The 22,725-nt window shown below is 64.5% G+C and carries 14 protein-coding genes and 1 other RNA gene; 9 read left to right on the forward strand and 6 right to left on the reverse strand.

From position 1 onward, the window contains the following. Positions 1-205: 205 nt before the first annotated feature. Together ENJ19_01255 and ENJ19_01260 are read left to right on the forward strand one after the other, a co-directional pair. Complete coding sequence (locus tag ENJ19_01255; GenBank protein ID HHM04356.1) at positions 206-3,283, forward strand: FAD-binding protein; 3,078 nt, start codon at positions 206-208, stop codon at positions 3,281-3,283. Between the two features lie 596 nt (positions 3,284-3,879). Continuing rightward, positions 3,880-4,365: a pilin gene (locus tag ENJ19_01260; protein ID HHM04357.1), complete on the forward strand. Its 486-nt coding sequence runs from the start codon at positions 3,880-3,882 to the stop codon at positions 4,363-4,365. 139 nt (positions 4,366-4,504) lie between these two features. On the opposite strand, the gene bamD is transcribed toward ENJ19_01260, so the two are convergent. From bamD to ENJ19_01290, 6 genes are all read right to left on the reverse strand, one after another. Next, the gene (gene bamD, locus ENJ19_01265; GenBank protein HHM04358.1) at positions 4,505-7,417 is read right to left on the reverse strand and encodes an outer membrane protein assembly factor BamD; all 2,913 of its coding nucleotides are present in this window, start codon (positions 7,415-7,417) and stop codon (positions 4,505-4,507) included. After that, positions 7,374-9,185 (reverse strand): hypothetical protein, encoded by a 1,812-nt coding sequence (locus tag ENJ19_01270; GenBank protein ID HHM04359.1) that lies wholly within the window; start codon positions 9,183-9,185, stop codon positions 7,374-7,376. Before ENJ19_01270 ends, bamD begins: the two co-directional genes overlap by 44 nt. Next, a complete protein-coding gene (locus ENJ19_01275) occupies positions 9,179-9,700 on the reverse strand; it encodes an AraC family transcriptional regulator (GenBank protein ID HHM04360.1) in 522 nt (173 codons plus the stop codon). Before ENJ19_01275 ends, ENJ19_01270 begins: the two co-directional genes overlap by 7 nt. A 138-nt stretch (positions 9,701-9,838) precedes the next feature. Next, on the reverse strand, positions 9,839-11,464 hold the full coding sequence (locus ENJ19_01280; protein HHM04361.1) for a general secretion pathway protein GspF: 1,626 nt from the start codon (positions 11,462-11,464) through the stop codon (positions 9,839-9,841). 141 nt (positions 11,465-11,605) lie between these two features. Then, entirely contained in the window at positions 11,606-14,050 is a 2,445-nt protein-coding gene (locus ENJ19_01285; protein ID HHM04362.1) for a LamG domain-containing protein, read from the reverse strand. A 22-nt stretch (positions 14,051-14,072) separates the two neighbouring features. Next, the gene (locus tag ENJ19_01290; protein HHM04363.1) at positions 14,073-15,233 is read right to left on the reverse strand and encodes a hypothetical protein; all 1,161 of its coding nucleotides are present in this window, start codon (positions 15,231-15,233) and stop codon (positions 14,073-14,075) included. A gap of 730 nt (positions 15,234-15,963) precedes the next feature. On the opposite strand from ENJ19_01290, the gene ENJ19_01295 reads away from it, so the two are divergent. From ENJ19_01295 to ssrA, 7 genes are all read left to right on the forward strand, one after another. Beyond that, the gene (locus ENJ19_01295) at positions 15,964-18,612 is read left to right on the forward strand and encodes a hypothetical protein (protein HHM04364.1); all 2,649 of its coding nucleotides are present in this window, start codon (positions 15,964-15,966) and stop codon (positions 18,610-18,612) included. Next, positions 18,560-19,372 (forward strand): hypothetical protein, encoded by an 813-nt coding sequence (locus ENJ19_01300; GenBank protein ID HHM04365.1) that lies wholly within the window; start codon positions 18,560-18,562, stop codon positions 19,370-19,372. Before ENJ19_01295 ends, ENJ19_01300 begins: the two co-directional genes overlap by 53 nt. Next, positions 19,342-19,986, forward strand: coding sequence for an outer membrane beta-barrel domain-containing protein (locus tag ENJ19_01305; GenBank protein ID HHM04366.1), 645 nt, complete (start codon positions 19,342-19,344; stop codon positions 19,984-19,986). Before ENJ19_01300 ends, ENJ19_01305 begins: the two co-directional genes overlap by 31 nt. A gap of 10 nt (positions 19,987-19,996) precedes the next feature. Further along, positions 19,997-20,497 (forward strand): TlpA family protein disulfide reductase, encoded by a 501-nt coding sequence (locus tag ENJ19_01310; GenBank protein HHM04367.1) that lies wholly within the window; start codon positions 19,997-19,999, stop codon positions 20,495-20,497. Then, positions 20,494-20,724, forward strand: a complete 231-nt coding sequence (locus ENJ19_01315) for a DUF4266 domain-containing protein (protein ID HHM04368.1) — start codon at positions 20,494-20,496, stop codon at positions 20,722-20,724. The genes ENJ19_01310 and ENJ19_01315 overlap by 4 nt, the downstream gene beginning before the upstream one ends. A gap of 49 nt (positions 20,725-20,773) precedes the next feature. After that, positions 20,774-21,886: a DUF3570 domain-containing protein gene (locus tag ENJ19_01320; GenBank protein ID HHM04369.1), complete on the forward strand. Its 1,113-nt coding sequence runs from the start codon at positions 20,774-20,776 to the stop codon at positions 21,884-21,886. Positions 21,887-22,176: 290 nt separating this feature from the next. After that, positions 22,177-22,541, forward strand: a transfer-messenger RNA (tmRNA) gene (gene ssrA, locus ENJ19_01325). The last annotated feature ends 184 nt before the right edge of the window (positions 22,542-22,725 follow it).

The raw sequence follows: 22,725 nt of genomic DNA on the forward strand, positions 1-22,725 counted from the left end.
AAGGCCGCCATTCCTGATGCCAACGATGTGGTGGCGGCGGTGCTGAGGATGTTTGGGAAGGCTTGAGCGCTTGCGTGTCAGGCACGACGAAAACGAACAGCGTTGCTCTCGTTCCCCCCCCCTTTTTTAAAAGGGGGGCAGGATGAGACCGCCGCTCGTTGACCGATCCCAGAATTCGGAAATCTAGATTTGGAACCCATTCCCAATGGCTGAGCCCTACATCATCAAAATGCCCCAGCTTTCCGACACCATGACTGAAGGTGTGGTGGTGAGTTGGGAAAAGAATATCGGCGACAAGATCGAGCGCGGCGATGTCGTTGCCACCGTGGAAACCGACAAAGCGGTGATGGACGTGGAGGTGTTCCGCGAGGGCTATCTCTCCGGCCCCCTGGCGCCGGTGGACAGCGTGGTGCCCGTGGGTGAGCCCATTGCCTACCTGGTGGCCAGCGCCGATGAGGTGCAGGATGCAGGGGCTGCACCCGTGGCGGCCAGTCCCGCACCCGAGCCGGCAGTTGAAGCCGAAGCGGCGCCGGTGGCGGCGTCTGAAGCCCAGCCGGTGGAGGTGCCGGATCAGTCCCCCGAAGGGGTCACCTACACCATTAAAATGCCCCAGCTCTCTGACACCATGACCGAAGGCGTGGTGGTGAGTTGGGAGAAAAACGTCGGCGACAAGATCGAGCGCGGCGACGTCGTTGCCACCGTGGAAACCGACAAAGCGGTGATGGACGTGGAAGTGTTCCGCGAAGGCTATCTCTCCGGCCCCCTGGCGCCGGTGGACAGCGTGATTCCCGTGGGCGCCGCCATGGGCTATCTGGTGGCCGAGCCCGGGCAGGCCGTGAGCGGTGAGCTGGAAGCCGCTGCCAAAGTCGCAGCCCCGGCCGCCGGCCCTGCCGCTGCCGAGTCAGCCGCCCCCCCCACCACGGCGCTGTCGCCGGCGGCCGCCGGCGTCAGACCGGCGCCGCGCCCGGACAACAAGCAGGCCACGCCCCTGGCCCGGCGCCTGGCGGCAGAGCGGCAGGTCAATCTGAATACGCTCAAAGGCAGCGGACCCGGTGGTGTGATCGTCGCCGCCGACGTGCTGGGTGCCCAGCCCGTGGAACGGCCCGGGCAGGTGGTGGCGCCGGTGCCCGCCCACGTGATGTCGGAGGTGCAGGTGCCGGGCGAGGGCCGGCCCATGAGCGCCATGGAGAAAGCCGTGGCCCACTCCATGACGGCCTCGCTGACCATGCCCACGTTCCGCACCATGGTGCACGCCCGGCCTGAAGCCCTGATCAAGGCGGCAAAGAAAAAAGGCGTGTCGGTGACCGTGGCCATCGCCAAGGCCTGCGCCGAAGCCATCCGCGAATACCCCCGCATCAACATGGCTTACCAGCCGGTGGACAAGCTGGTGGAACGGTCCAATGTGGACATCGGCATGGCGGTGGCCGCCGAGGGCGGCGGGCTGGTGGTGCCCGTGCTCAGGCACTGCGAATCCAAAACACTCGAAGAACTGAACGCGGCCTGGGGCGACTTGGTGGGCCGCGCCCGCAAGCGCCGCCTGGCACCGGAAGAATACACCAATCCCACTTTCATGGTGTCCAACATGGGCATGCTGGGGGTGGATTATTTCGACGCCATCCCCACCCCTGGCACCGCAGCCATACTGGCCATTTCCACCGCCGGTGACAAGGGCATGCCGCTCACGGTCACGGCCGACCACCGGGTGGTGAACGGTGCCGAAGTGGCGGTGTTCCTGGGGGCGCTGAAGAAGAAAATCGAGCAGCCGGAAGAATGGATGGGACCCCTGGGGCCGGCTATCCCCGAAGGCGAGTGGGACTACGACGTGGTGGTCATCGGTGGCGGTCCCGGTGGCGAGGACTGCGCCCGGGAACTGGCCGAACACGGCCTCAAAGTGGCCATGGTCAACGACGCGCCTTTCCCCGGCGGCGAGTGCCTGTGGCGCGGCTGCATTCCCTCCAAAGCCTGGCGGGCAGCGGCGGACCGGCTGCGCGACCGCGCCCACGACGGCCATCTGGGCGTCACCGGCACCACGGGTGGCAGGCTGGACTGGGAGGCCCTGCAGGCCACCCGGCGCAAGGTGCTGACCACCCGCGGTGCCATGGCTGCCAAGACCGACACCAGCCTCAAGGTCAAACTGATTCAGGGCTTTGCATCGTTTGAGACGGAGCACCGCTTGTTCATCGACAGCTCGGGCAATAGCGACGATCCCTTCGTCCGCGCCCAGCTTGGCGCCGAGCCCCGGGGAGAGCACATCACCTTCGGGTGTGCCGTGATCGCCACCGGGGCGCCGCCCTTTGTGCCGCCCATCACCGGCGCCCGGGAGGGACTGTCCAGCGGCGGCGTGCTCACCTCCGATACGGTGTGGAATCTGACTGCCCGGCCGGCGCGCCTGGGCGTGGTGGGCGGGGGCGCCATCGGCATGGAAATGGCGCAGATTTTTCAGGATTTCGGCAGCGAAGTGGCCCTGTTTGAAGGCCGCGACCGGGTGTTGGCGGAAGTGGAGCCGGAAGTGGCCGGGCAACTCACGGCCGTGCTCAACGAGGACCCCAATCTCACCCTGCACACATCGGTGAGCGTCAAGGAGATCAAAGGCGTGCCAGGCGCCATGATCCTGGAATACGAAGACAGCGCGGGCCGGTGCCACAGCTTTGAGTGCGACTACGTCATCATGGCCACCGGCAAACGCCCGGTGTTGGAACCCCTGGGTTTGGGCAATGCCGGCGTGGCGGTGGAAAACGGCGTGGTAAAAGTGGACGCCCGCTGCCGCACCAACGTGCCCCATATCTTTGCCGTGGGCGATGTCAACGGCGGCCTCATGCTGGCCCACACGGCCGGCCAGCAGGGCCGGGTGGCGGCGGCCGCCATTTTGGGCGAGGAGGCCCGTTACGACCAGAACAAAGACTGCGGCGTGATCTTTACCCGGCCCCAGGCGGCCTTCGTGGGCCTGTCGGTGGCGCAGGCCAAGGCCCAGGGCGTGGACGCGGTGGAGGTGAAAACCCCCGTCAGTATCGATGCCAAGGCCATGATCAACAACGAAACCCAGGGCCTCATCAAAATCGTCGCCGACCGCGTCAGCCACCGCATCATCGGCGTGCATTTCCTGGCGGATCACGCCGACACGCTCATCGGCGAGGCGGTGATGATGGTCTCGGGCGACATGACGCTGGACCAGGTGGCCCACGCCATTCATCCCCATCCCACCCAGACCGAGATGTTCGGCGACATGGCCCGGCGCCTGCTGTCGCGCCTGCGGCGTTCGGCGAAGAGAGCGGCCCGGGCTTGATTGCCCGGTATTTTCCCGGTCGTTCCTGAGGAGGAGCGGCCGGCGGATCGGCGCCACTCGTTTCGGTCTTGATTCCGACTCCCGCTGCGGACCATTTCTTTGTATCATGAGCGCTGGGCTGAGCGTCGGACCTCGGCCGGTGCATTGGAGCGCTGGGCACGCAGTGATCAGTCTGCTCTGAAAAAACAATGAGCTGTTGCAGATTCTTTTGAGTCAGGCAATGAAATCACAACGCTTCCAAATCGACCCCAATCTCTTATGTGCGAAGTGAGCAACCTGGAGAAGATTGTCAAGTCGTAGACGAACAGAACGCACTATCAACCCGGCAATCAAACAGGTCGTCCTGACCTGTTTGATTGCCGCCCGCGAAATACGGGTGCCATTGTGCGAAATGACGGGTATTTCGCGGGCTCGCATTGGCACGCGCCAATGGCGGTACCTCGCTGTGCCGCGCTATTGACCCGACAACCTTAATTGCCGGGTCAATAGTTTGGCTCAAAGCCACTGCGACGGAAGGATTTCCCCCTATAGTATGGGGGACCGTCCGGCGCTTCGGTCGTGCGTGTGATCGCTGTTCGCTTGCCTGGGAAGTGATTATGTACCGGTGTAATTCAAGACCGGCAATGCAGTGTCCGGCGCAAGCCGGATTCACCTTGGTCGAGATCGTCATCACCATGGGTATCATGGCGATATTGGCCACCGTTGCCGTGTCGGCATATAAAAACTATAAAACCCGTGCCAAAATCACGGAAGGACTGGTGGTGGCCGCTGCCTTCAAAGCGGCTGTGACCGAACATTACCTGATGACCGGTGAATGGGAGACCGATCCCTCCGTCCTGGCGCTGGACGCGCCGGACACCTACAGCGGCGACTGGCTGAAAAGCATTTCCCTCGGTGCCGGCAGCGACGGGGCCCCCGTTGCCATCACCATCAGCTATAACGAAAGCGCCCTGCACGAGCTGGGTGCGAACAACACCATTGTGCTCTACCCCGTGATGGCCAGCGAGAACATTTCTTGGCACTGCGATGGCGGCACGGTTGACGACAAGTTCCGCCCCGCCCAATGCAAGGCCACGCCCTGATGGGGCAGCGGAAGCGGAACAAACCGCGAAGAACACGAAAGAGCGCCAGGGTGACGTGTCTGGTACAAGGTTTTTGGCCACCGTTGTCGAGGCGCGGTCGGGCAGGCCGTTCTTCTGCATCTGAATGCCCGGAGGCACGTCAACGTAGCCGCGTCACCGCTTCCTCCCCCCGTTCCACTTTGGCGTAGCGGGCGGGAAAGAGCCGGCTGAGCTGGGCGAAGCTTTTTTCCACCCATTTGTCGTACACCCCTTGCCTGGCCAGGGCCGCGTTGGCCTCATAAGTGTCTATGGCCTGGTCCTCAAAGGGGATGGCCTGTTCTTCCAGCAGGATGTCGTATTGTTCCTGTTCCAGTTCGCTGAGCCCGGCCGGCCGCTCCGAATCCATCAATTCGCGGCTGAAGCTGTGATAGAGCTCGGCGATGCGGTAGGTGGCCTGGGGCATCACCTCGGCCACCTGGTAGGCCGCCGCGCGTTGATAGGCCGCCAGCGCGGCCTGCATGGCTTGTTTCTTTCTCTTCAGGTTTTTCCGCAGCGGTTCCACCAGTTTGATGTCGTGGAAGGGGACCAGGGTGTCTTCCGCCAGGGTCAGGGCGGCGCGGGCGGCCAGATAGCGGGTGCGGGACGTGGCGGCGGGGCCGGCAGCGTCGTGGGCCGCCGCCAGGGCTTTGAGCCAGGTCCGCTGCTGCTTTTGGTCGCCCCCGGCGGCAAAGGCCTCGGCCAGTTGCTGGCGGGCCTCGATGGCTGCGGGGACAGGCTCAGGGAAACGCTCGACGTAGCTTTTGAGGGTCCGGATGCGGGCGGAGGCGTCCCGGGCTTTGGCATAGAGTTCCGCGGCTTGCAGCAGGGCCTCGCGTTGCTCCGCAACGTCTTTGCTGGCGTGGCTCAGGCGTTCAAATTCCGCTGCCGCAGCGGCCGCCTCTCCGGCATTTTGCAGGGTGACGGCCAATTTGCGGGTGACGTCGCCCTGCAAGGGGTGGGCGGGATAGCGGCGGCGGAAGCCTTGCAGCACCGTGGCCGCTTGAGACCAGGATTCGGCCTGCATCAGGGCCGTTGCGGCGTCGTAGTCGGCGGTGGCGGCCAGGGCCAGGCCGGGAGTGAGCCGGGCCACCCGGAGAAAGGTGGCCGCCGCGCCGGCCCAGTCCTGCTCGTTTTGCCGGGCGGCGCCCTGCTGGTAAATGGCGGCGGCCAGCCGTTCCCGGGTGGGGCCCAGCGCGTTGTGGTCGGGTGGCGTGAGCAGCAGCGCCCCGTGGTAATAGCTCTCGGCAGCCACGAAGTCGCCGGTGTCGAAGGCGCTGTGCGCCAGGATGCTCAGGCTCAGCCGCTGCCGTTCCGGGTCTGTGTCAGCCCGTGCCAGCAGACTGAAGGCGGCGCGGCGGGCCAGGGCGGTGTTTCCTGATCGGTACCATTGGGTGGCCAGCCGGGCCGTGACCGCGGCGGCCTGGGGGTGGGTGGGGAAGGTGGCCACGAACCGCTCGGCGTTGAGCAAGGCCTGGCGCCGCCAGGCGAGGGCGTCGCGGGGGGATTCATGGCGGGCCACTTCGTCGTAGGCGAGCACGGCGGCGTAGGCGGCTTCCGCGGCGCGGGGATGGTCCGGGTAGCCGTAGGCGGTGCGTTCATATTCCGCCAGGGCCTCGGCGTAGGCGCCGCTGTCGTGCAGGGCCTCGGCCAGGAGGAAGTTGACGGCCGCGCTTTCGGTGGCCTGGGGAAAGGCCTCCAGGTAACGGCGGTACCCGGCGATGGCGGACTGATAGTCCTCCTTCCGGCCGCTCTTTTGGGCCCGGGCGTGGGCGCGGCGGTTGGCACTGTCCAGATAGGATTTCAAAAACTCGGCCGCGGCGGGCGCGCCTGCGCCGCCATAGCGCGCCCAAAAGGCGCCGCCGGGGCCGTAGGCGGCGGTATAGGCGGCCCGTGCTTTACGGGCGTCGGTGGCAAAGCCGGCGTCTTTGAGGGCCTCGATCAGTTTGACCTGGAGCAGGGGCGCCAGGGGGTGGGTGGGATGGTGTTCCACAAAGGCGCGGTAGCTGGCCACGGCGTCGGAATAGCGCTCCTTGCCCAGGTAATAATCTCCCAGGGCGGCATAGAGCCGGGCCTGATAGGGGCGCGGCGCGTGCCTGGCGAAATAATCGCGCACGCTGGCGGGGCCTTGTTGATAGTAAAAGGCGAGGCTGATGGAACGCAGCAGTTCCGTCAGGGTGCTGTCGGCATTGCCCAGGGTTCCGGTGGCGAATTCGTCCCGGGCGAATTTCCGGTCCAGCAGCATCAGGTAGGCGTCCACGGCGCCCCCGTGGTCGGTGAGCTTGAAGCGTGACCAACCCAGCTTGAACAGCGCTTGTTCGAAATAAGCGTTCCCGTCGCCGCCCTGGTCCACCACCGCCTGATAGGCCGCCGCCGCCCGGGCGTAGGCGCCGCGGGCGAAAAGCGCCTCACCGCGCCGGAATTGCACTTCTGCCAGCAAGGCCGAACCGGGATGCTGCGTCGCCAGCCGGTCCAGGGTGGCCAGGGCCTGATCGTGGCGGCCGGCCAGGGTGTAGGCCTGGGCCAGGTGGTAGAGCACGCGGTCGTTGCCTGTGTGATTGGGGTAGTCCTGGAGGTAGTCTTCGTAGCGGCTGATGACGGCTGCCAGTTTGCTCTCCGCTGCGGTGGCCCCGTTGTCCTGATACTCGCGGTCGACCGCCGTCAGTTCCAGTTCGGCCAGGCGCCGCTTGGCGGTGGCCCGCTGTTCGGGAGCGGGGCTCAGCGCCAGCAATTCCTGATAGCGCCGGGCGGCCGCGGCGGGGGAGATTTCCAGTGGGACGGGCATTTCCGCCGGGGGTGGGGGTTTGCTGTCCAGCGTGGCGATGCGCGGGGCGGGGCCGCTGCCAAAGAGGCTGCAGGCGCCGAGCAGGCTGCCGCTGAGCAGAAGGGGGGCGGCACGTTTGATCATGGTGTCGGGGTGAGAGGCAGGGCGCCGGGGGGGACTTGGCCTGCTGGGACCGGCCGTCCCTGGCGGGGTGCGTTGGTTGCGGTGTTCACGGCGCCGCCTCCGGTTCCGGCCGGGCGGCGGCCTGGTCATACAGGCGCGCCAGGGCGAACTGGGCCTCGGTGCGATAGCGTCGCACCGCCTCCCCCTGCCGGTGCAGATGGTCCGCCAGCAGCTGGCGCACCCGTTGGTTTTGTGCCGCCAGGCTTTGTTCGAGCCGGGAGCGCAAGCCGTCTAGCTGCTGTTGCAGGACAGCCGCCCGCGTCCTCAGGCCGACGAAGCCGGCTGGCGCCCGGTCCAGGGCCTCCGCCAGGGCCGTGCGGGCGGCGGTGGCCTCGGCCAGCGCATCGTCGAGATCCGCCAGGCTTTTTTGCACGGCGCGCAGGCGGCGCTTGAACTGGGTGTGCACGGTCCAGATCAGACGGCCGCTGAGGATGCGCTGCTTGCGCCGCAGTTTTTCGCTGCGCGGCTGGTCGGGCAGGGCGGCGAGCCGGGTGCCCAGGCGGGACAAGCGGGCCCATTGCTGCTGTTCGGTGGTGCTGGCCAACAGCGCCACCTCGTTGTTTTCTTTGGCGCGCCGGTAGCGTTCTTCCAAGGCGTCGCGCCGGGCCCGCCACTGTTCCAGGGGCGCGTGGGCGAGGGCGGCCCGGGCCACAGGGGCCTGTTCCGCATAGCCCCGGCGGCGGGTGTCCAGCATGGGCTGGAAGGCGGCGAGGCGGTGCTGCCAGTCGGCCAGGCCGGCCTGCAGGCGGCGCAGTTCCCGCTGGGTTCGGAGAGCGTCCTGGAATACATTGTCGAAGAGCAGGGGGCGCAGATAAGGATCGGGGGCCCTGCCGGACTCGGGCTTCAGGCGGTCCCAGGTGCTCTCCTGCCGGCTCTGTTCCAGCACCGCGGCGATATGGGCTTCCTGCGCGGTGAGCCGGCTGATGGCCTGTTCGAATAATTCGGCGGCGCGGGCGCTGGCACCCAGGCGGGCGTAGGCTGCGGGGATGGCCAGCAGGGCTTCCTGCACGGCGGGGTCGGTGGCGGGTTGCTGGCGCAGGCGTTCCCAGAGTTGGATGGCCCGGGCCGGTTCACCGGCGGCACTGGCCGCCCAGCCGGCGCCGAGCAGCGCCTGGGCCGCGTAGGGGCTGTCCAGGCGTACGTCGGCGAAATAGCGCCGGGCGTCGGCGGCGGCGTTTTGGCGCAGTGCGGCAAAGCCCAAGGTGAGCAGGGCGCGTTCGGCCAGGGCCGCGTCCAGGGGGTCCTCCGGCCGGTTTTCCGCCACTTCCAGCAGGGCGGTGCCGGCCGCTTTGGCATCGCCCTGTTGCCAGCGGGCAATGCCCTCGTTGTAGCGGGCGAAGGGGGCGAGGTCGGCGGGGAAATCCCGCGTGGCCAGCAGGGCCGCGGCCTCGGCGTAGCGCCCTTGCCGGATGTGGATCTGGCCCAGCAACAGGCGGGCGGCAGCGCCCACGGCCGTGGGCGGTTTCTGGGCAATGTGGAGCAGGGCATATTCCGCCTTGGCGTCCTCACCGTGGCGCCAGGCGTCCCGCCCCAGCGCCAGCCAGGCCCGCTCTCGCTGCGGCTGCGCTACGCTGCCTTCTTGCAGCAGGTCTTCGAAGGCGGCCTGGGCGTGATGGCGCATGCCGTAGTCCAGGTACAGGCTGGCGCTCAGCAGCCGGGCATCACGATCATGTTGCCGGAAACGGCCGGCCTCCATCCCCAGCTCCAGTTGCAGCAGGCTGTCGAAGTGCTGGCCGAGAAAATAGTGGAACAGGGCCTGGCCATAACGCAGGTCGGCTTCGTCCGCTGCCGCCAGGGTCACCAGGCCCAGACACAACGCGCCGAAAACAGCGCGGAGCTTGCTCCCCGGCGCTACCATGCCTCGATCAGGACTTGGGGTTGTTGTCTGGCCTCGGCGTCGCGAATCCGCAGTTCCACGAATTTGGGCCCTGTGGTCTTGGTGATGATGGCTTCGCCGCCCAGTTTGTAATCCCGTCCCTCCGGCCCCTGGCCGACAACGAAGGCCACGATTTCGTGGGCCCCTTTGCCCAGATTGCCTTTGAAGAGCTGATGCACGCCCCCCTGCCGCAAGGCGGCCAGTTCGCGCTGGGTGTAGAGATACTGGGCCACCACCTCATCGTCCAGCACCAGCTTGACGGAATCCAGGGTGAAGAACCTCCCCACGTCCAGGGAGACGAACACCGTGAGCTGGGACGATTCGGGGAACAGGATGTCTTGTTCGAGTTTGAACAGCTCCCGGTTGATGTCCAGCAGCTGGCGCTTGAGATTTTCCACCGGGGCGGGTCTGCCTGCGGTCTCGTCCCCGGTGGAGGCCAGGGGGAGCAGCAGGGTGCTCAAAATGAAGGCGAGTTTGAGGCGGTGCATCGTTGGGATGTCTTGTTATCTTGGTGGTGTACCACGAGCGCAGGGCGGGGGTGTTGCAAGGTCGGGCTGTTTCGGTCTCAGCAGGCCCGGTGCATCGCCGATTCCCTGTTTATAGTGCCGCGCCCTCCTTGTCAAAACAACTTACCGCTATAACGTCCCGTTGACCACGGGATTGAAGGCGATCAGGCTGTCGCGGCTGGCGACGCTGCCCAGGCCGTGGCCGGGAAACAAGGTGGCAAACTGCCCCTGCTCGCCGTGCAGGGCCAGGTAGTTGAGTACCACGGTTTCCACCAGCAGGTTGACGTTGTTGGCCGGGGGCCTGGCCGCGGTTTCCACCGAGCCGTCGGCGCGGAAATAACCGAGCTGCTGGTGACGCTCCGGCCCCAGGTTATCGCCGGTGTAGAGTTCACTGCGGCCGCCCGGATTATAAACCAGGAAGAAGGAGGCGGCGGTGGAGGAATTGTCGCCTGTCCACACCCCCTTGCCGCGGCCGTCCACGGAGTCGTCGACCGTGCCGTTGCTGGCCACGGAGCCGTCGCTGAACACGTACAGCATCAGCGGCACCCCCAGGCGGGCGGCGTATTCCAGGCAGGCGCCCATGCAGCGGCCGGCGCGCAGGTCGCGCACTTCGCCGGTGGCGCGGTCGCCGGTATGGTAATCGTAGCCACCTATGGTGATGGTACCGGCGCCGGCGAAGCCTCCCACCACCAATTTCATCACCGAGGCGGTTTTGCGGAATTCACTGTCGCCGTCGTATTCCTCCTGGGTGAAAATGCCGCCGGGGCCGACAATCTGGGGGTCGATGTCGGGATTCAGCGTGGTGGGGTCGCCGTAGCGGTCCACCAGATCGGCGCTTTTCACGTAGCCGCAGCGCACCAGTTCTTTGACCACCTCGTCGCGGGTGATGCCCCGCTCCGGGTCCAGCTCGCTGAGGCCGGTGGACACCTTGCCCAGCTTTTTGTCGCTGATGCGGGCGATGGCTTCCATCACCGCCACCGCGTCTTCTTGGTTCAACAGGCCCACCAGTTTGCCCGTGTCCACCAGGCCGGTGACGTCCGACGGCCGGTCAATCTTGGTGGGCCGCACGGTAAGGTCGATGAGATCGGCGGGCGCCATGGAATTGCCGCCGGAGTCGGAGGCGCGCGAGCCGATCAAGGTCAGCAGTTCCCCATCCGCTCCGCAGCGGTGAATGCCGTACATGGGGTTGTGGGGGTTGTTGCCGGTGTCGTTGTCAGAGCGGGCGGGGATGATGGCGCCGTTGATGTTGGCGGCGGTGCCGGTGGAGACTTTTTCCAGGATGCCGCGCAAAAAGGCGCTGTCGCTGTGGAAAGCCAGGCCCAGATCGCGGTTGATGAAATCGTTGCCGGCGGTCTGCGGATTGACCAGGGGGGGAATCTGATCGCCCGGGATCCCCAGCTTGCTGTAGCCGGCGGTGGACAGGAAATCGAGCTGGCCCCCCTGACCCCCCACCAGCACATTGGAACCGGCGATGTTGGCGCCCCCGGCCAGATCGAAACAAATGAACGGAATCTTACCCGCCCCCTGGGTGGCGATATTGCAGGTGGCGGGGTTGACCAGGTTCAACACATCCGGCGCCAGGGCGGCGTAGGCCTCGCGCGGCCTGGCAAACAGGCTGAACAGGCTGGGGCCGAACACGGTGGCCGTGCCGGCGGCAAGACCTAAGCGGATGAAATCCCGCCGGCTGCGGGGCCGCGGGTGGTCACCGTGGAGCAGCGGCGCGTCGGGATGCAGGGGTTTGCCTCGTCTAGCCATGGTTGGTCCTCGAATGGTGCGGAGAGTGATCAAACGCCGGGGGCGCCAGGCAACGGGAAATCGAGTTGGGTTGCCGTGCCGGTCGCGGTGTGCTTATCTGACATTGTTTATGCGTCCTTCGCGCTCTTTGCGGTTTCCCACCTATTGCACCAGCAGTACGGCGCTGCCCAGCAGGGCGGCGCAGGCGGCCTTGACCACCGTGGCGGTGCGGTCTGCCGCGCAGGCGCCGCCGCAGGCGGCAAGGGTGTCGATGAGTGCGTTCAGCTCGGTTTTCACAGCGGCCGGGTCGGGCTGGGTGCTCAGGCCGGTGCCCATGACCCGGGTCAGCAGCGGGTCGATGACGGCGTCACGCTCCGCCGTGGTGTCGAAAGCCGTGGCGGCGCTGGCGCCGAAATCAACGCCGGGGAAGAAGCCGCTGCGCAGGCTGGAATCGTCCACCAGGGCGTTGCAGTATTCGATGGCCAGTTGCGCCACCGCCACCTGGTGGGAGGACAAAAAGCCTTCGATGTTCTCAGCGCCGGGCAATTGCTGCTGGATGGTGGTGAAGGTGGCGGCCACATTGCTGTCCGTCTGGCTCACGCCGGTGATGGCGGCCATGCTGGCGTTGATTTCGCCGAAGGTGCGGATGCCGATGTCGGATGCGGGCGCATCATCCGCCGGCGGGCCCGGCTGCAGCGGGGCGGCTTCGGTGACCACGTTGCTTTGGTCGCCCAGGCGCTCGAAGGTGAGAAAGAACTCGTCGCTGTCCGGGCCTTTTTCCAGGGCGATGACGGTGCCCAGGGTGGACAGCACCTGCTGGGATGAATTGAGGGTCACATTCAGGTTGCGGTAGGCCTGGCCGACGTTGGCCTCGCGGCCGTTGATGCCGATGCGCAGGCCCGCCAGCGGAATATCCTCCACCTTGGTGTTGGGATCGAGAGTGACGAAAGTAGGCCGGTTGAACAGGTAGCTGTAGTCGTCGAACCGGCTGACCTCGAACATGACGTAGGCGTCAGCCATGCCGATGATGTCGGTGATGCTGAACAGCAGATAAAACTTCTCGCCCACCCCCGCCTCGAAGTTCTGTTTGATCTGCGCCGCCGTCAGCGCCCGGTTGTGGATGGCCACCAGGCGCAGCTTGCCCTGCCAGGTGCGGTCGCCGCTTACCTCATTGCCCAACACAAAAGCGAAGGTGTCGTCCCAGTCGGCGAGGCTGCCGGGGCCTTGTTCGTCGGTGTCGCCGGTGAATTCGCCGTTGACGTAGATGCGGCGGCCGTTGACCGCATCGTAGGTGACCACCACGTGCTGTTGGGTGGCTTGCAGAACTTCGTCGTCATCATTGGTGGACAGGGCGGGCTCGCCGTTGCCGTCGGTGGTGCTGGAGCGCTGCAGGAAGTTGTAGTTGTAGAGGGTCTGTCCCAGGGTGAAGTTGCGCGCGTCCAGGCCGGCGGAATAGCTGATGATGCGGGCCGGGCCTTCCTGGGTGACGTTGGCGGGCACCACCCAGGCTTCGATGGAATACTCCCCGCTGGCCTTGACCATATCGTGCAGTTTTCTGCTGGCGGCTGTGCTGCCCTGGGCCTTGCTGTCGATGAACTCGATGCCCCAGCCGCCGACCCATTTGTAGTCGATGCCCTCCACGCCGCTCAGTCTCAGGTTCAGGGCCGGCTCCACACCGCTGGTGTCATACGCGGTGGCGCCGCTGCCGGTTTTGAACTCGTACAGGGCGACCAGGTTGGCTTCATGGCGTTCCCCGCCGCTGGCCACCAGCCCGTCGGTGATCCGCAAAGCCTTGCTCAGCACCCAGTCGGGATCGATCTCGGCCACGGTAATGCCGTTGCTGAAGGCGGCGATGGCGTCCTCCATGGCCTGGGCATTGGCGCTGCACTCGCTCCAGCAATTGTGGAATTCATCGCGCAGCCGCACCACCAGGCGGGAATTGCCGGGGTTGTCCAAATCCAGTTTGCCGCTGCTTTTTACGGCCTCGTAAGCGCTGTCGGCGTCGCTGTTGGCGAAAAATGGCGCCTGGGGTGTGGCGGCGCTGTCGTCGTGACAGCTAGCGCAGTGCTGGGTGAGCAGGGGATGGACGATGGTGGCAAAGGCGCTGGCATCGGCCGGCCAGGTCTTGCTGGCGCCGGCGTCTTTCAGCGCCGGGGCTTTCAGTTCGATGGTGCGGCTGGCGGCGGCGCTGCCGCTGGTGCCTGACCAGGCTTCCAGGTAGGCGGTGAGCACGGCGCCGCAGGCGCTTGAGCTGTCCAGCCAGCAATTGTGACCGCCGGCCACTTTGGTGACCATCAGGGAGGTGCCGGGATCGCTGAGATTGACGATTTTCATCGCCTCGCTGTAGGCCAGGTTGATGTCATCGCGGCGGGCGAACTGGGGCGACTGGCCGCCCGCGCTGTGGCAGGCGCCGCAGCGGTTGTCGGGGTTTACGTTTTCCCAGACATTGGTCATGAAGGCCTGCACATCGGCGGTGGCCGGCGCCGGGCCGAGATAGGCGGCTACGGTGGTGTTGCTGGCCGGCAGGCTTTCAGTGGTGACGCTGTCGCAGCCGGCCAGGCTGAGCAGGGCAAGCAGCAGGGCCGCGGTGAGTCCGTGTTTGCTCATGGCGCTGTGTTCATGCATTTTATCAATCACCCATGCAATACGCCGCCGCTTCGGCGAACACTTGTTTGAGCCGGTAATTGTTGGCCTCGAAGGAACTGACCATGGCGGTGAGCTGGCTGCGGTCCGCGCTGTCGGTGGGGCTGCGCAGGCACACGGTTTTGAACACCTTTTCCACCTGGCAGGTGGCGAAGGCTTCGCTGTGTGCCAGCTCTATCCCTAAAGACTTGGCGCCGTTGCCACCGCCGGGCAGGGTGTTGTCCCAACCCAGCAGGGCATTGGGTCCGGCGCGCCAGTAGTTGTCCCAGCGGTCGTCGGGTGTGGCATAGCCGTATTTGAAATTGCTGGCATTGATCAAATACTTTTCCTGCACCACGCCGTCGCTGTACACCAGGCGGCCGTTTTCGCCGTCGGGATCGGTGTCGCTGTCATAATCGTAGTCGTAATAGGCGAAGGCCTGCGCCAGGGGATCCATGCCGGCGTGGCAGCCGATGCAGTTGTTGAGAAAGATGCGGCTGTCGCCGCCTGGGCTGCGGGAGACATCCTGGCGGATGCGGTCCGGCGGGCGGCTGGTGTCCTTGATGGGCTCCAGGTCGGTGCACAAATGGTTTATGAAAGTGAAACGCAACATGGCCCGGTTGGTGCCGTCGATGAAAAATGCCCTGGCCGCCGCCCGGGTGGTCATAATGCCCGCGGTGGCTGTGGGCGGCAGGCCGGTGACGGCGGACTGGGTGGTGGCCACCAGTTGTGCGGGGTCGCCCAGATTGATGTTGTTGTCTTCCATGGCGCGGTAGTGGGCATTGCCGCTGGCGGAGTAGGGTGGCAGGTCTAAGCTGCTGGCGCCCACATAAAGCACGTCGCCGTAGAGCACGGTTCTGAAGTCTGCATCGTCACGAATCAAACCGATCACCGTGGCGGTGTAATCATTGAGCGGTGCGAACACCGTTTGTTCTTCATTGGTCCAGGGCGTCACGAACTGCTTCAAGGTGACGTTGTAAAAGGCGGGATGGTCCATGGCGGCCCGGGCAGCGCTCAAGATGTCGCCGTCAATGATGTATTGTTCCATGGTATCCAGCACGGCGGCCGTGGGCGGGACACCGGCGAGGCGGTCGTGGATGCGCTTGGCCTGGCGGCGCTCCTGATCACCGGCGAACACGGGTGTGGACGCCGTGGCGGCCGCGATGATTGTACTGAGAACAAACACGTTGAGCCGCGTGCCAGATGAGACAGAGAAAACGGGTTGCGGAAACGGCGTTGTCATGGCGTTGTACCTTTGCTGAATCCCGGATCAGTGCTGCTGTCACGGGGATTTAAGCACTTGTCCCGGAACACAGGGGCTGTTCGGTGTTACCGGCACCAGGTGCAGCAGAGCAGGTCTGTTTGATTCCAGGGAAGGGCGATGGCGCAGCCAACCCGGACCGCCGGCGCCGGTTATGATGCTCAAGGCTTACATTGTGCGGGAAATTTCGCTTCGATTTTTGATTTTCGTCACAGGATCACAAATCCCTTGTTTAGTATTCTATAGCGAAACCGGTCTTGCGACCGTGTACGGTGTTTTGCTGCTTACCCGGATTTGGCGCAGCGGTATTGGCGCTTGCTCAAAGACCCGGTACTATGTATCGCAGTTGTAACAGTGGCGCAAGGCTGCTGTTGTTTGAAACGCTTGCAAGAATAAACCAAAAAACCACTGCTGCGCCAGTCGTCAGCGAGCAAATGAATGATTAACTACACCAAGCGTCAGTGTTGTTGGATGTCCCGCCTCATTACGTCGCTTCATGACGACAAAACCAGCGTCGCCATTTCACGACAAGCCCATTGGCCGGTGTTTTTATGCATAGCATCGCTGCGCAACGCAAGCGCTTTTTGAACAGTGCCGGATCGTGCAACACACTTGATATCGTGAGCATCTCCCATTCATGTTTGGCTCCTTTGACTTTTCCCGCCTGACGGTTGCAAGACGCATTGTGGCGTTGTTTTTTGGAACGCTGTTGTTGAGTGGTTGTCCCGGCACAGAACAAAAACCCGACCCGGTGGTGGCCGATGTGCCCATTGCTTACATTAAACGGCCGGTGCCCGTGGATGAAGAAGGTGCTTTGCTGCAAAGTGATGTCCGTGAGCCGGCCGCTTTTGTGGCGGGGGGGGATGTGTACCTGCGTGAGCGCGCCTCCTTGTCTGCACCGGAACGCAACATCACCGCGGCGGTGACGCGGGGCAAAGGCGATGTCAAGGATCTCACCACCTCGTTTGATGGCAGCAGGCTGTTGTTTGCCTTGCGCGAACCCGAGATTGAAAACGCGCCGGCGGCAGAGCAGCCCACCTGGAACATCTGGGAGTACGATATCGCAGCCGGCAGTTTGCGGCGGGTGATCAGCTCGGATATCAGCGCCAGGGCCGGCCAGGATATTGCGCCGGCCTATCTGCCGGACGGCCGCATCGTGTTTGCCTCCACCCGCCAGCGCCAGTCCAAGGCCATCTTGCTGGACGAGGGCAAGCCGCAGTTTGCCGCCTTGGATGAAGACGAAGACGCGGCAGCGTTTTTGTTGCACGTGATGAACGCCGACGGCAGCGAGATTCGCCAGCTCACGTTTAATCAGAGTCACGACCTTGACCCCACAGTGCTGGACAACGGCCGGATCGCATTCACCCGCTGGGACAACATGGGCGCACGCGATCAGATGAGCCTGTACCAGATCAATCCCGATGGCACGGATCTCAAGCTGTATTACGGCGCCCACAGTCATCAGGATCCCGGCGGCGGGGAGGAACGGCAGTTTCTCAAGGCGCGGCAGCGGGAGGACGGGCAGGTGGTGGTGGCCGTGCAGCCCTACCGGCCCTATCGTTTCGGGCGCGATATCACGGTGATCGATGCAGAAAATTTTGCTGATGCCTCGCAGCCTGTCTGGCCCGGCACGGCGGCGGGTGTTTCCGCCGAACGCCCGGCCACGGCGGTGGCCACAAGCCGCGGTGAGCGCATTGTCGCGGGTGGCCGCTATGCGTCCGCCGCGCCGCTGCGTGACGGCACCGGGCGGCTGCTGGTGAGCTGGTCACCCTGCCGCCTGGTGGAAAACGACTTGATTGTGAGCTGCACTACGGAGCGCCTGGCCCGGCCCGGGGCTGTGGAAGCGCCACCCCTTTACAGCATTTATGTCTACGACCTGGCGGCGGGTACCCAGCTTCCGGTGGTGGTGCCCGAAGAAGGGGTGATAATCACCGAGGCCGTGGCCGCCAGCCCCCGCAAGCGGACTGAGTTTATTCCCGATCTTGCCGCCGGCGCCGGTTTGGATGCCGCCCTGGTGGACGAAAATGCCGGTGAGTTACACATCCGCAGCGTGTACGACGTGGACGGCGTGGACAATTCCGGCGTGGGGATCGCCACCCTGGCCGATCCCGTGCAAACCCCTGCGGCGCAGCGGCCGCTGCGCTTCATCCGGGTGGTCAAAGCCGTGTCCCTGCCTGGCCGCGAAGTGCGGGACGTGCCCCGCAGCGCCTTCGGCCCCAACCGCGGCCTGAAAATGCGCGAGGTGGTGGCCTACGCGCCGGTGGAGCCCGACGGTTCCGTTTTGGTGAAAGTGCCTGCCAACGTAGCCCTGTCGTTTGAACTGCTGGACGAGCGCGGCCGCCGGGTGGGTGCCGTGCATCAAAACTGGCTCCAGCTGCGCCCCGGCGAGCGGGTGGAGTGCAACGGTTGCCACGATCACGCCAGTGGCCTGCCCCACGGCCGCCGCGACGGCCGCCCGGCCGTGAACGCCGGCGCGGTCACCAGCGGCTTGCCCTTTCCCAACACCACGCCGGCCTGGACGGCGGAAATGGGTGAGACCATGGCCCAGACCCGCGCCCGCCTCGACAGCACGGCCACCACCGGCGTGGACCTGGTGTACGACGATGTGTGGACCGACCCCGCCCAGGCGGCGCCCAGTGCCAGCTTCGCTTATCGCTATGCCGATCTCGGCACCGATCTGCCGGTGGCCGCGGCCTGCCTCAATGCCTGGTCCAGCGCCTGCCGCATCGTGATTCACTACGAGCAGCACATCCACCCGTTGTGGTCGCTCTCCCGCCAGGTGCTGGATACCGACGGTGTGACCGTGCTGGAAGACCATACCTGCACCACTTGTCACAACATCGTCGATGGGGCCGGTATGCCGCAGCTTCCGGCGGCCCAGCTCGATCTCAGCGACGGGCCCTCGGACCAGGACGCCGATCAGTTCAAGGCCTATCGCGAGCTGCTCTTTGCCGACAACGAACAGGAACTGGTGGAAGGGGTGTTGCAGGACCGCCAGGTGCAGGCCACCGATGGCGCCGGCAATCCCCTGTTCGAGACCGATGAAAACGGTGACCTGATTCTGGACGCCGATGGCCAGCCCATCCCCATTCTGGTGCCGGTGCGGGCCCAGGGGCCGTCCATGTCTGCCGCCGGGGCTGCCAGCAGTTATTTTCTGGACAAATTCACCGCCGGTGGCAGCCACGAGGGCTGGCTGAGCCCGGCGGAGCTGCGCCTGATAGCCGAGTGGCTGGATGGCGGCGCCCAGTATTACAACGATCCCTTTGCGGCGCCCGAGGATGATTGAGGCGGCGTTGACGGTCACGGGGCTGGGGCGCCGCTGGAGCGCTTGCTGCCTGCTGTGGTGGCTGGTGTTGACGCCGGCCCTGGCCGAGGATGATTTGTTCCTGCAGGTGGTCGACCCCTATCTGGAATTCCACAGCGGGCCGGGCCGGGGTTATCCCGTGGTGTTCGTGGTGGAGCGGGGCGAGTGGGTGTACGTGCTCAAGCGCAAAACGGCCTGGTTCAAAGTGCGCAGCGAACAAGGCCGCGAAGGCTGGGTGCCGGAGCAACAGCTGGAACGCACCCTGACGGGGGAGGGCGAACTCATAGAGTTTCCCGAGCCGGCCCTGACGGATTTCCAGAAGCGCCGTTTCGAGGCCGGTTTGTTCAGCGGTGGTTTCCAGGGTGCCACCCTCATTGGCGTGGGCGCGGCCTATCATTTCATTCCCGAACTGGCGCTGGAATTCTCCTTCGCCCGGGCGCTGGGCAATTTTTCCAGCATCGGTGTGGTGAGCGCCGGCATGGTGGCCGACCCCTTCACCGACTGGCGGGCGGCACCGTTTTTCGTATTGGGCATGAGCGGCGTGAAAACCGAGCCCCGCACCACGCTGGTCCAGGAGCGGGACCGGGAGGACCCAGCGGCCCACGTGGGTCTGGGGCTGCGGGCCTATTTCTGGCAGCGCTTTTTGCTGCGGGCCGAATACCGGAACTATATGGTATTTTCCAGCAACGACGATAACGAGGACGTGAATGAATGGCGAGTCGGACTGGCCTTTTTTTATTGAGTGTGTCCCTGGCGGGCAGTGCCTGGGCGGCGCCGGCGGGCGACAGCGGGACCGGTCGCGGCGTGGTGATCGAGCCGAAGGTGGAGCGGCGCAGTGTGGCGGCGGCGGCCATCGACACGGAAAACTTCGAACTGGGCCTGTACGCCGGCCTGCTCAACATTGAAGATTTCGGCAGCCATCCGGTCTACGGCGCGCGTCTTGTGTATCACGTGACCGAGGATGTGTTCGTTGAGGGCACGTACGGTCGCAGCAAAGCCGGCCAGACCAGCTTCGAGCGTCTCAGCGGTGCTGCCAGATTGCTGACCGATGAGATGCGACAGTACAGCTATTACGCCGTGTCGCTGGGCTATAACGTGTTGCCGGGGGAAGCCTTCTGGGGCAGGGGTCGGGCCCTCAATTCCGCCTTGTACATTGCCGCCGGTGTGGGCGTTACGGATTTTGCCGGCGACGAGCGTTTTACTGTGAATCTGGGCTTTGGCTATCAGTTGCTGCTGAACGACTGGTTCGCGGGCCATTTGTTCGCGCGGGACCACATGCTGGAGATGGATGTGATCGGCGCATCCGAAACCGTGCACAACCTGGAACTGGGCGGCGGTTTCACCGTGTTTTTCTGACGAGGTGAGTATGTGTGCAAAAATGTTGTTGAAGGCCGCCCTGGCGGCGGTGATGCTGTGCCTGGTGGCGCCGCTGGCGGCGCAAAGCCTGGAAGGGCCGGCCCCGGATTTTACCTTGAAAAGCGCCGGCGGCGAGAACCTGAAACTGAGCGAGTTTTACGGCGACGTGGTGATGGTGAATTTCTGGGCCTCCTGGTGTGGCCCCTGCCGCCAGGAAATGCCGCTGCTGGATGATCTTTACCAGCGCTACCACGAACTGGGCTTTACCATTTTGGGCGTGAATGTGGAAGAAGACCCGGCGCAGGCGCGGCGCTTGTTGAAAGAAATTCCGGTGAGTTTTCCCATCTTGTTCGACAGCGAACAAAAAGTGAGCGCCGCCTATGACGTGATCGCCATGCCCAGCACCGTCCTCATTGACCGGGACGGCCAGTTGCGCTATCTGCACAAAGGGTATCTGCCCGGTTTTGAAGACACCTACGAAGAGCAAATCAAGGCCTTGCTGCTCGAATGAACGTTCTCTCCCGCGCTGGTGTGCTGCTGTGTCTGGGGCCGGCTTTGCTCGCGGGCTGCGCCGTGGAGCCCTGGGTGAAACCCTATCAACGCCAGCGGCTGGCCGATCCCATCATGAGTTTCGACAGAGACCCCATCTCCGGCGCCTACCTGCGCCACGTGTACGAGGCCAGGGAAGGTGCCCGTGGCGCAGGGGGGGGGGAGGGGGGTGGTTGTGGTTGCAATTAGCAACAAAATAACACATGTCCTGTCTTCGCCGCTGCGGCCCGTCCTGGGCCTGGTCTTGTTGGCAGGAGGAGGCGGCCTGCCCCTGCTGGCGGCGGTGCTGCCGGAGGACAAGGCCGATGTCCTGTATCACTTCTATGACGGTGGCGGGGTGGAAATCAAAGGCCCTGCCGTGCAGGTGCGCGCCAGGCTGCAACCCAGCACCTCAGTGTTCGGCAAGTATTACGTCGATGCCATCACCAGCGCTTCCATTGATGTGGTGACCACCGCCAGCCCCTATACCGAAAAGCGCCGGGAACAAAGCGTGGGCATCGACTACCTGCGCGGCAAAAGCCTGATGTCCTTGTCTTACACCACCAGCACGGAAAATGATTTTGATGCCAGATCGGCCCACTTCGGACTGGCCCAGGAATTCTTCGGCGGTCTCAGCACCTTGAGCCTGGGTTATTCCCAGGGCTGGGACGTGGTGGGCAAAAGCGGGGATGAAGCCTTTGCCGAAGACGTCACGCGGCGCCATTACCGGCTGGGTCTCAGCCAGGTCTTGAGCAAGAGTGTGCTGCTCGACACCCAGTTGGAAGTGATCACCGACGAGGGTTTTCTCAACAACCCCTACCGCTCGGTGCGCTATCTGGACGCCAGCGTGGGCAAGGGTTTCAGCTATGAGCCGGAAGTGTACCCCCGCACCCGCACCAGCACCGCGCTGGCCGTGCGCGGCGCCTATTATCTGCCCTACCGGGCGTCCCTGCGGGGTGAATACCGTTTTTTCACCGACACCTGGGGCATCAGCGCCCACACCGTCGGTTTGAGCTACACCCACCCCTTGGGCAGGCACTGGATTCTCGACGGCCGCTACCGTTTTTATTCGCAGAGCAAGGCGGATTTCTACAGCGACCTGTTTCCCTACCGCAGTGCCCAAACCCATCTGGCGCGGGACAAGGAACTCAGCACCTACCGCAGCCACAGCATCGGGGTCGGGCTGGCCTACGAGTTTCAGCCCGGCGCGGTCAAGTGGATAGACAAAGGCAGTTTCAATCTTGCGGCGGACTACATTCAGTTTGACTACGACGATTTTCGCGACCTGTCCGGTGGTGGTCCGGTGGGGGAAGAACCTCTGTACGGTTTTTCCGCCCAGGTGCTGCAGGCCTATCTTTCCATTTGGTATTGATGTCCGGCTCGTCCCCGGTGTCATTGAGCGGTCACCCGGCTGCCGGAGCCCCCGACCTGCCGCTGTGCTGCCAAAGGGTGGCCGGGGGCCGCAGTGCCCGGCAGGGGCAGGTTCTTGCCCCCTGAGGAAAATCAGAACGGGCGGAGGCACGCGTTTGGGTGGGCGCAAGCCCAATGGCGGTGCGATGGGCCGGGAAGACGGCGGGAAGACGGAAGGCCGGGCCTGCGAACAAAGCCCTGCTGCTTGCCAGGGAACTCTGCCAGCCTATACACTGTCACACGTTCAGCTCAGGGGGCGACCTGGTTTCGACGTGGGTTGCGAAGCCTGAGGTGCATGCCGAGGAGCGGTGATCCTCGTAAATCCAGCCGCAAACCTTATAGTTGCCAACGACGACAACTACGCACTCGCTGCTTAAAACCCAGTAGGGTGCCCTCTCACTGAGGCCGTGCCTGTGCGCTCAGGTTCGAGGGGTCATCTCTCACAGGATCGCGATGACACCAGTCCGGGGTGGATTCGTTAAAACCTTATCCGGACTCGCTGCCGGTTGTCCCTGCCCGTCGGGTAGCCGCCAGTCAAATGAATAGACGCGGATAAGCATGTAGAGCCGAAGGGGGAGCGCTTGCGGACGCGGGTTCGATTCCCGCCGCCTCCACCAAACAACATCCTGGAAAGTCCACAAGCCCGCATAACAGCGGGCTTTTTATTGGTGGTGCGCCAGGCATGGCGCGTAGCGCCGTGACTGGCGCTATTTCCCGAGCTGTGGTGGCGAGGGGATGACTTGGGGGTGCAAGTCCCCTACCGGCCCGGCAAGGGGAACGGTTAGCCGAACGGCAAAGGTG

The organism is Gammaproteobacteria bacterium (assembly GCA_011375345.1).
In the GTDB taxonomy this organism is placed as follows: Bacteria; Pseudomonadota; Gammaproteobacteria; order DRLM01; family DRLM01; genus DRLM01.

Excerpts from the sequence above, each read along its gene's own strand:
- ENJ19_01260 (HHM04357.1), top strand. The coding sequence starts at position 3,880 with ATGTACCGGTGTAATTCAAGACCGGCAATGCAGTGTCCGGCGCAAGCC.
- ENJ19_01295 (HHM04364.1), top strand. The coding sequence starts at position 15,964 with ATGTTTGGCTCCTTTGACTTTTCCCGCCTGACGGTTGCAAGACGCATT.
- ENJ19_01255 (HHM04356.1), top strand. The coding sequence starts at position 206 with ATGGCTGAGCCCTACATCATCAAAATGCCCCAGCTTTCCGACACCATG.
- ENJ19_01270 (HHM04359.1), bottom strand. The coding sequence starts at position 9,185 with ATGGTAGCGCCGGGGAGCAAGCTCCGCGCTGTTTTCGGCGCGTTGTGT.
- ENJ19_01305 (HHM04366.1), top strand. The coding sequence starts at position 19,342 with ATGGCGAGTCGGACTGGCCTTTTTTTATTGAGTGTGTCCCTGGCGGGC.
- ENJ19_01285 (HHM04362.1), bottom strand. The coding sequence starts at position 14,050 with ATGAGCAAACACGGACTCACCGCGGCCCTGCTGCTTGCCCTGCTCAGC.
- ENJ19_01300 (HHM04365.1), top strand. The coding sequence starts at position 18,560 with ATGGCGGCGCCCAGTATTACAACGATCCCTTTGCGGCGCCCGAGGATG.
- ENJ19_01280 (HHM04361.1), bottom strand. The coding sequence starts at position 11,464 with ATGGCTAGACGAGGCAAACCCCTGCATCCCGACGCGCCGCTGCTCCAC.
- bamD (HHM04358.1), bottom strand. The coding sequence starts at position 7,417 with ATGACCAGGCCGCCGCCCGGCCGGAACCGGAGGCGGCGCCGTGAACAC.
- ENJ19_01310 (HHM04367.1), top strand. The coding sequence starts at position 19,997 with ATGTGTGCAAAAATGTTGTTGAAGGCCGCCCTGGCGGCGGTGATGCTG.
- ENJ19_01315 (HHM04368.1), top strand. The coding sequence starts at position 20,494 with ATGAACGTTCTCTCCCGCGCTGGTGTGCTGCTGTGTCTGGGGCCGGCT.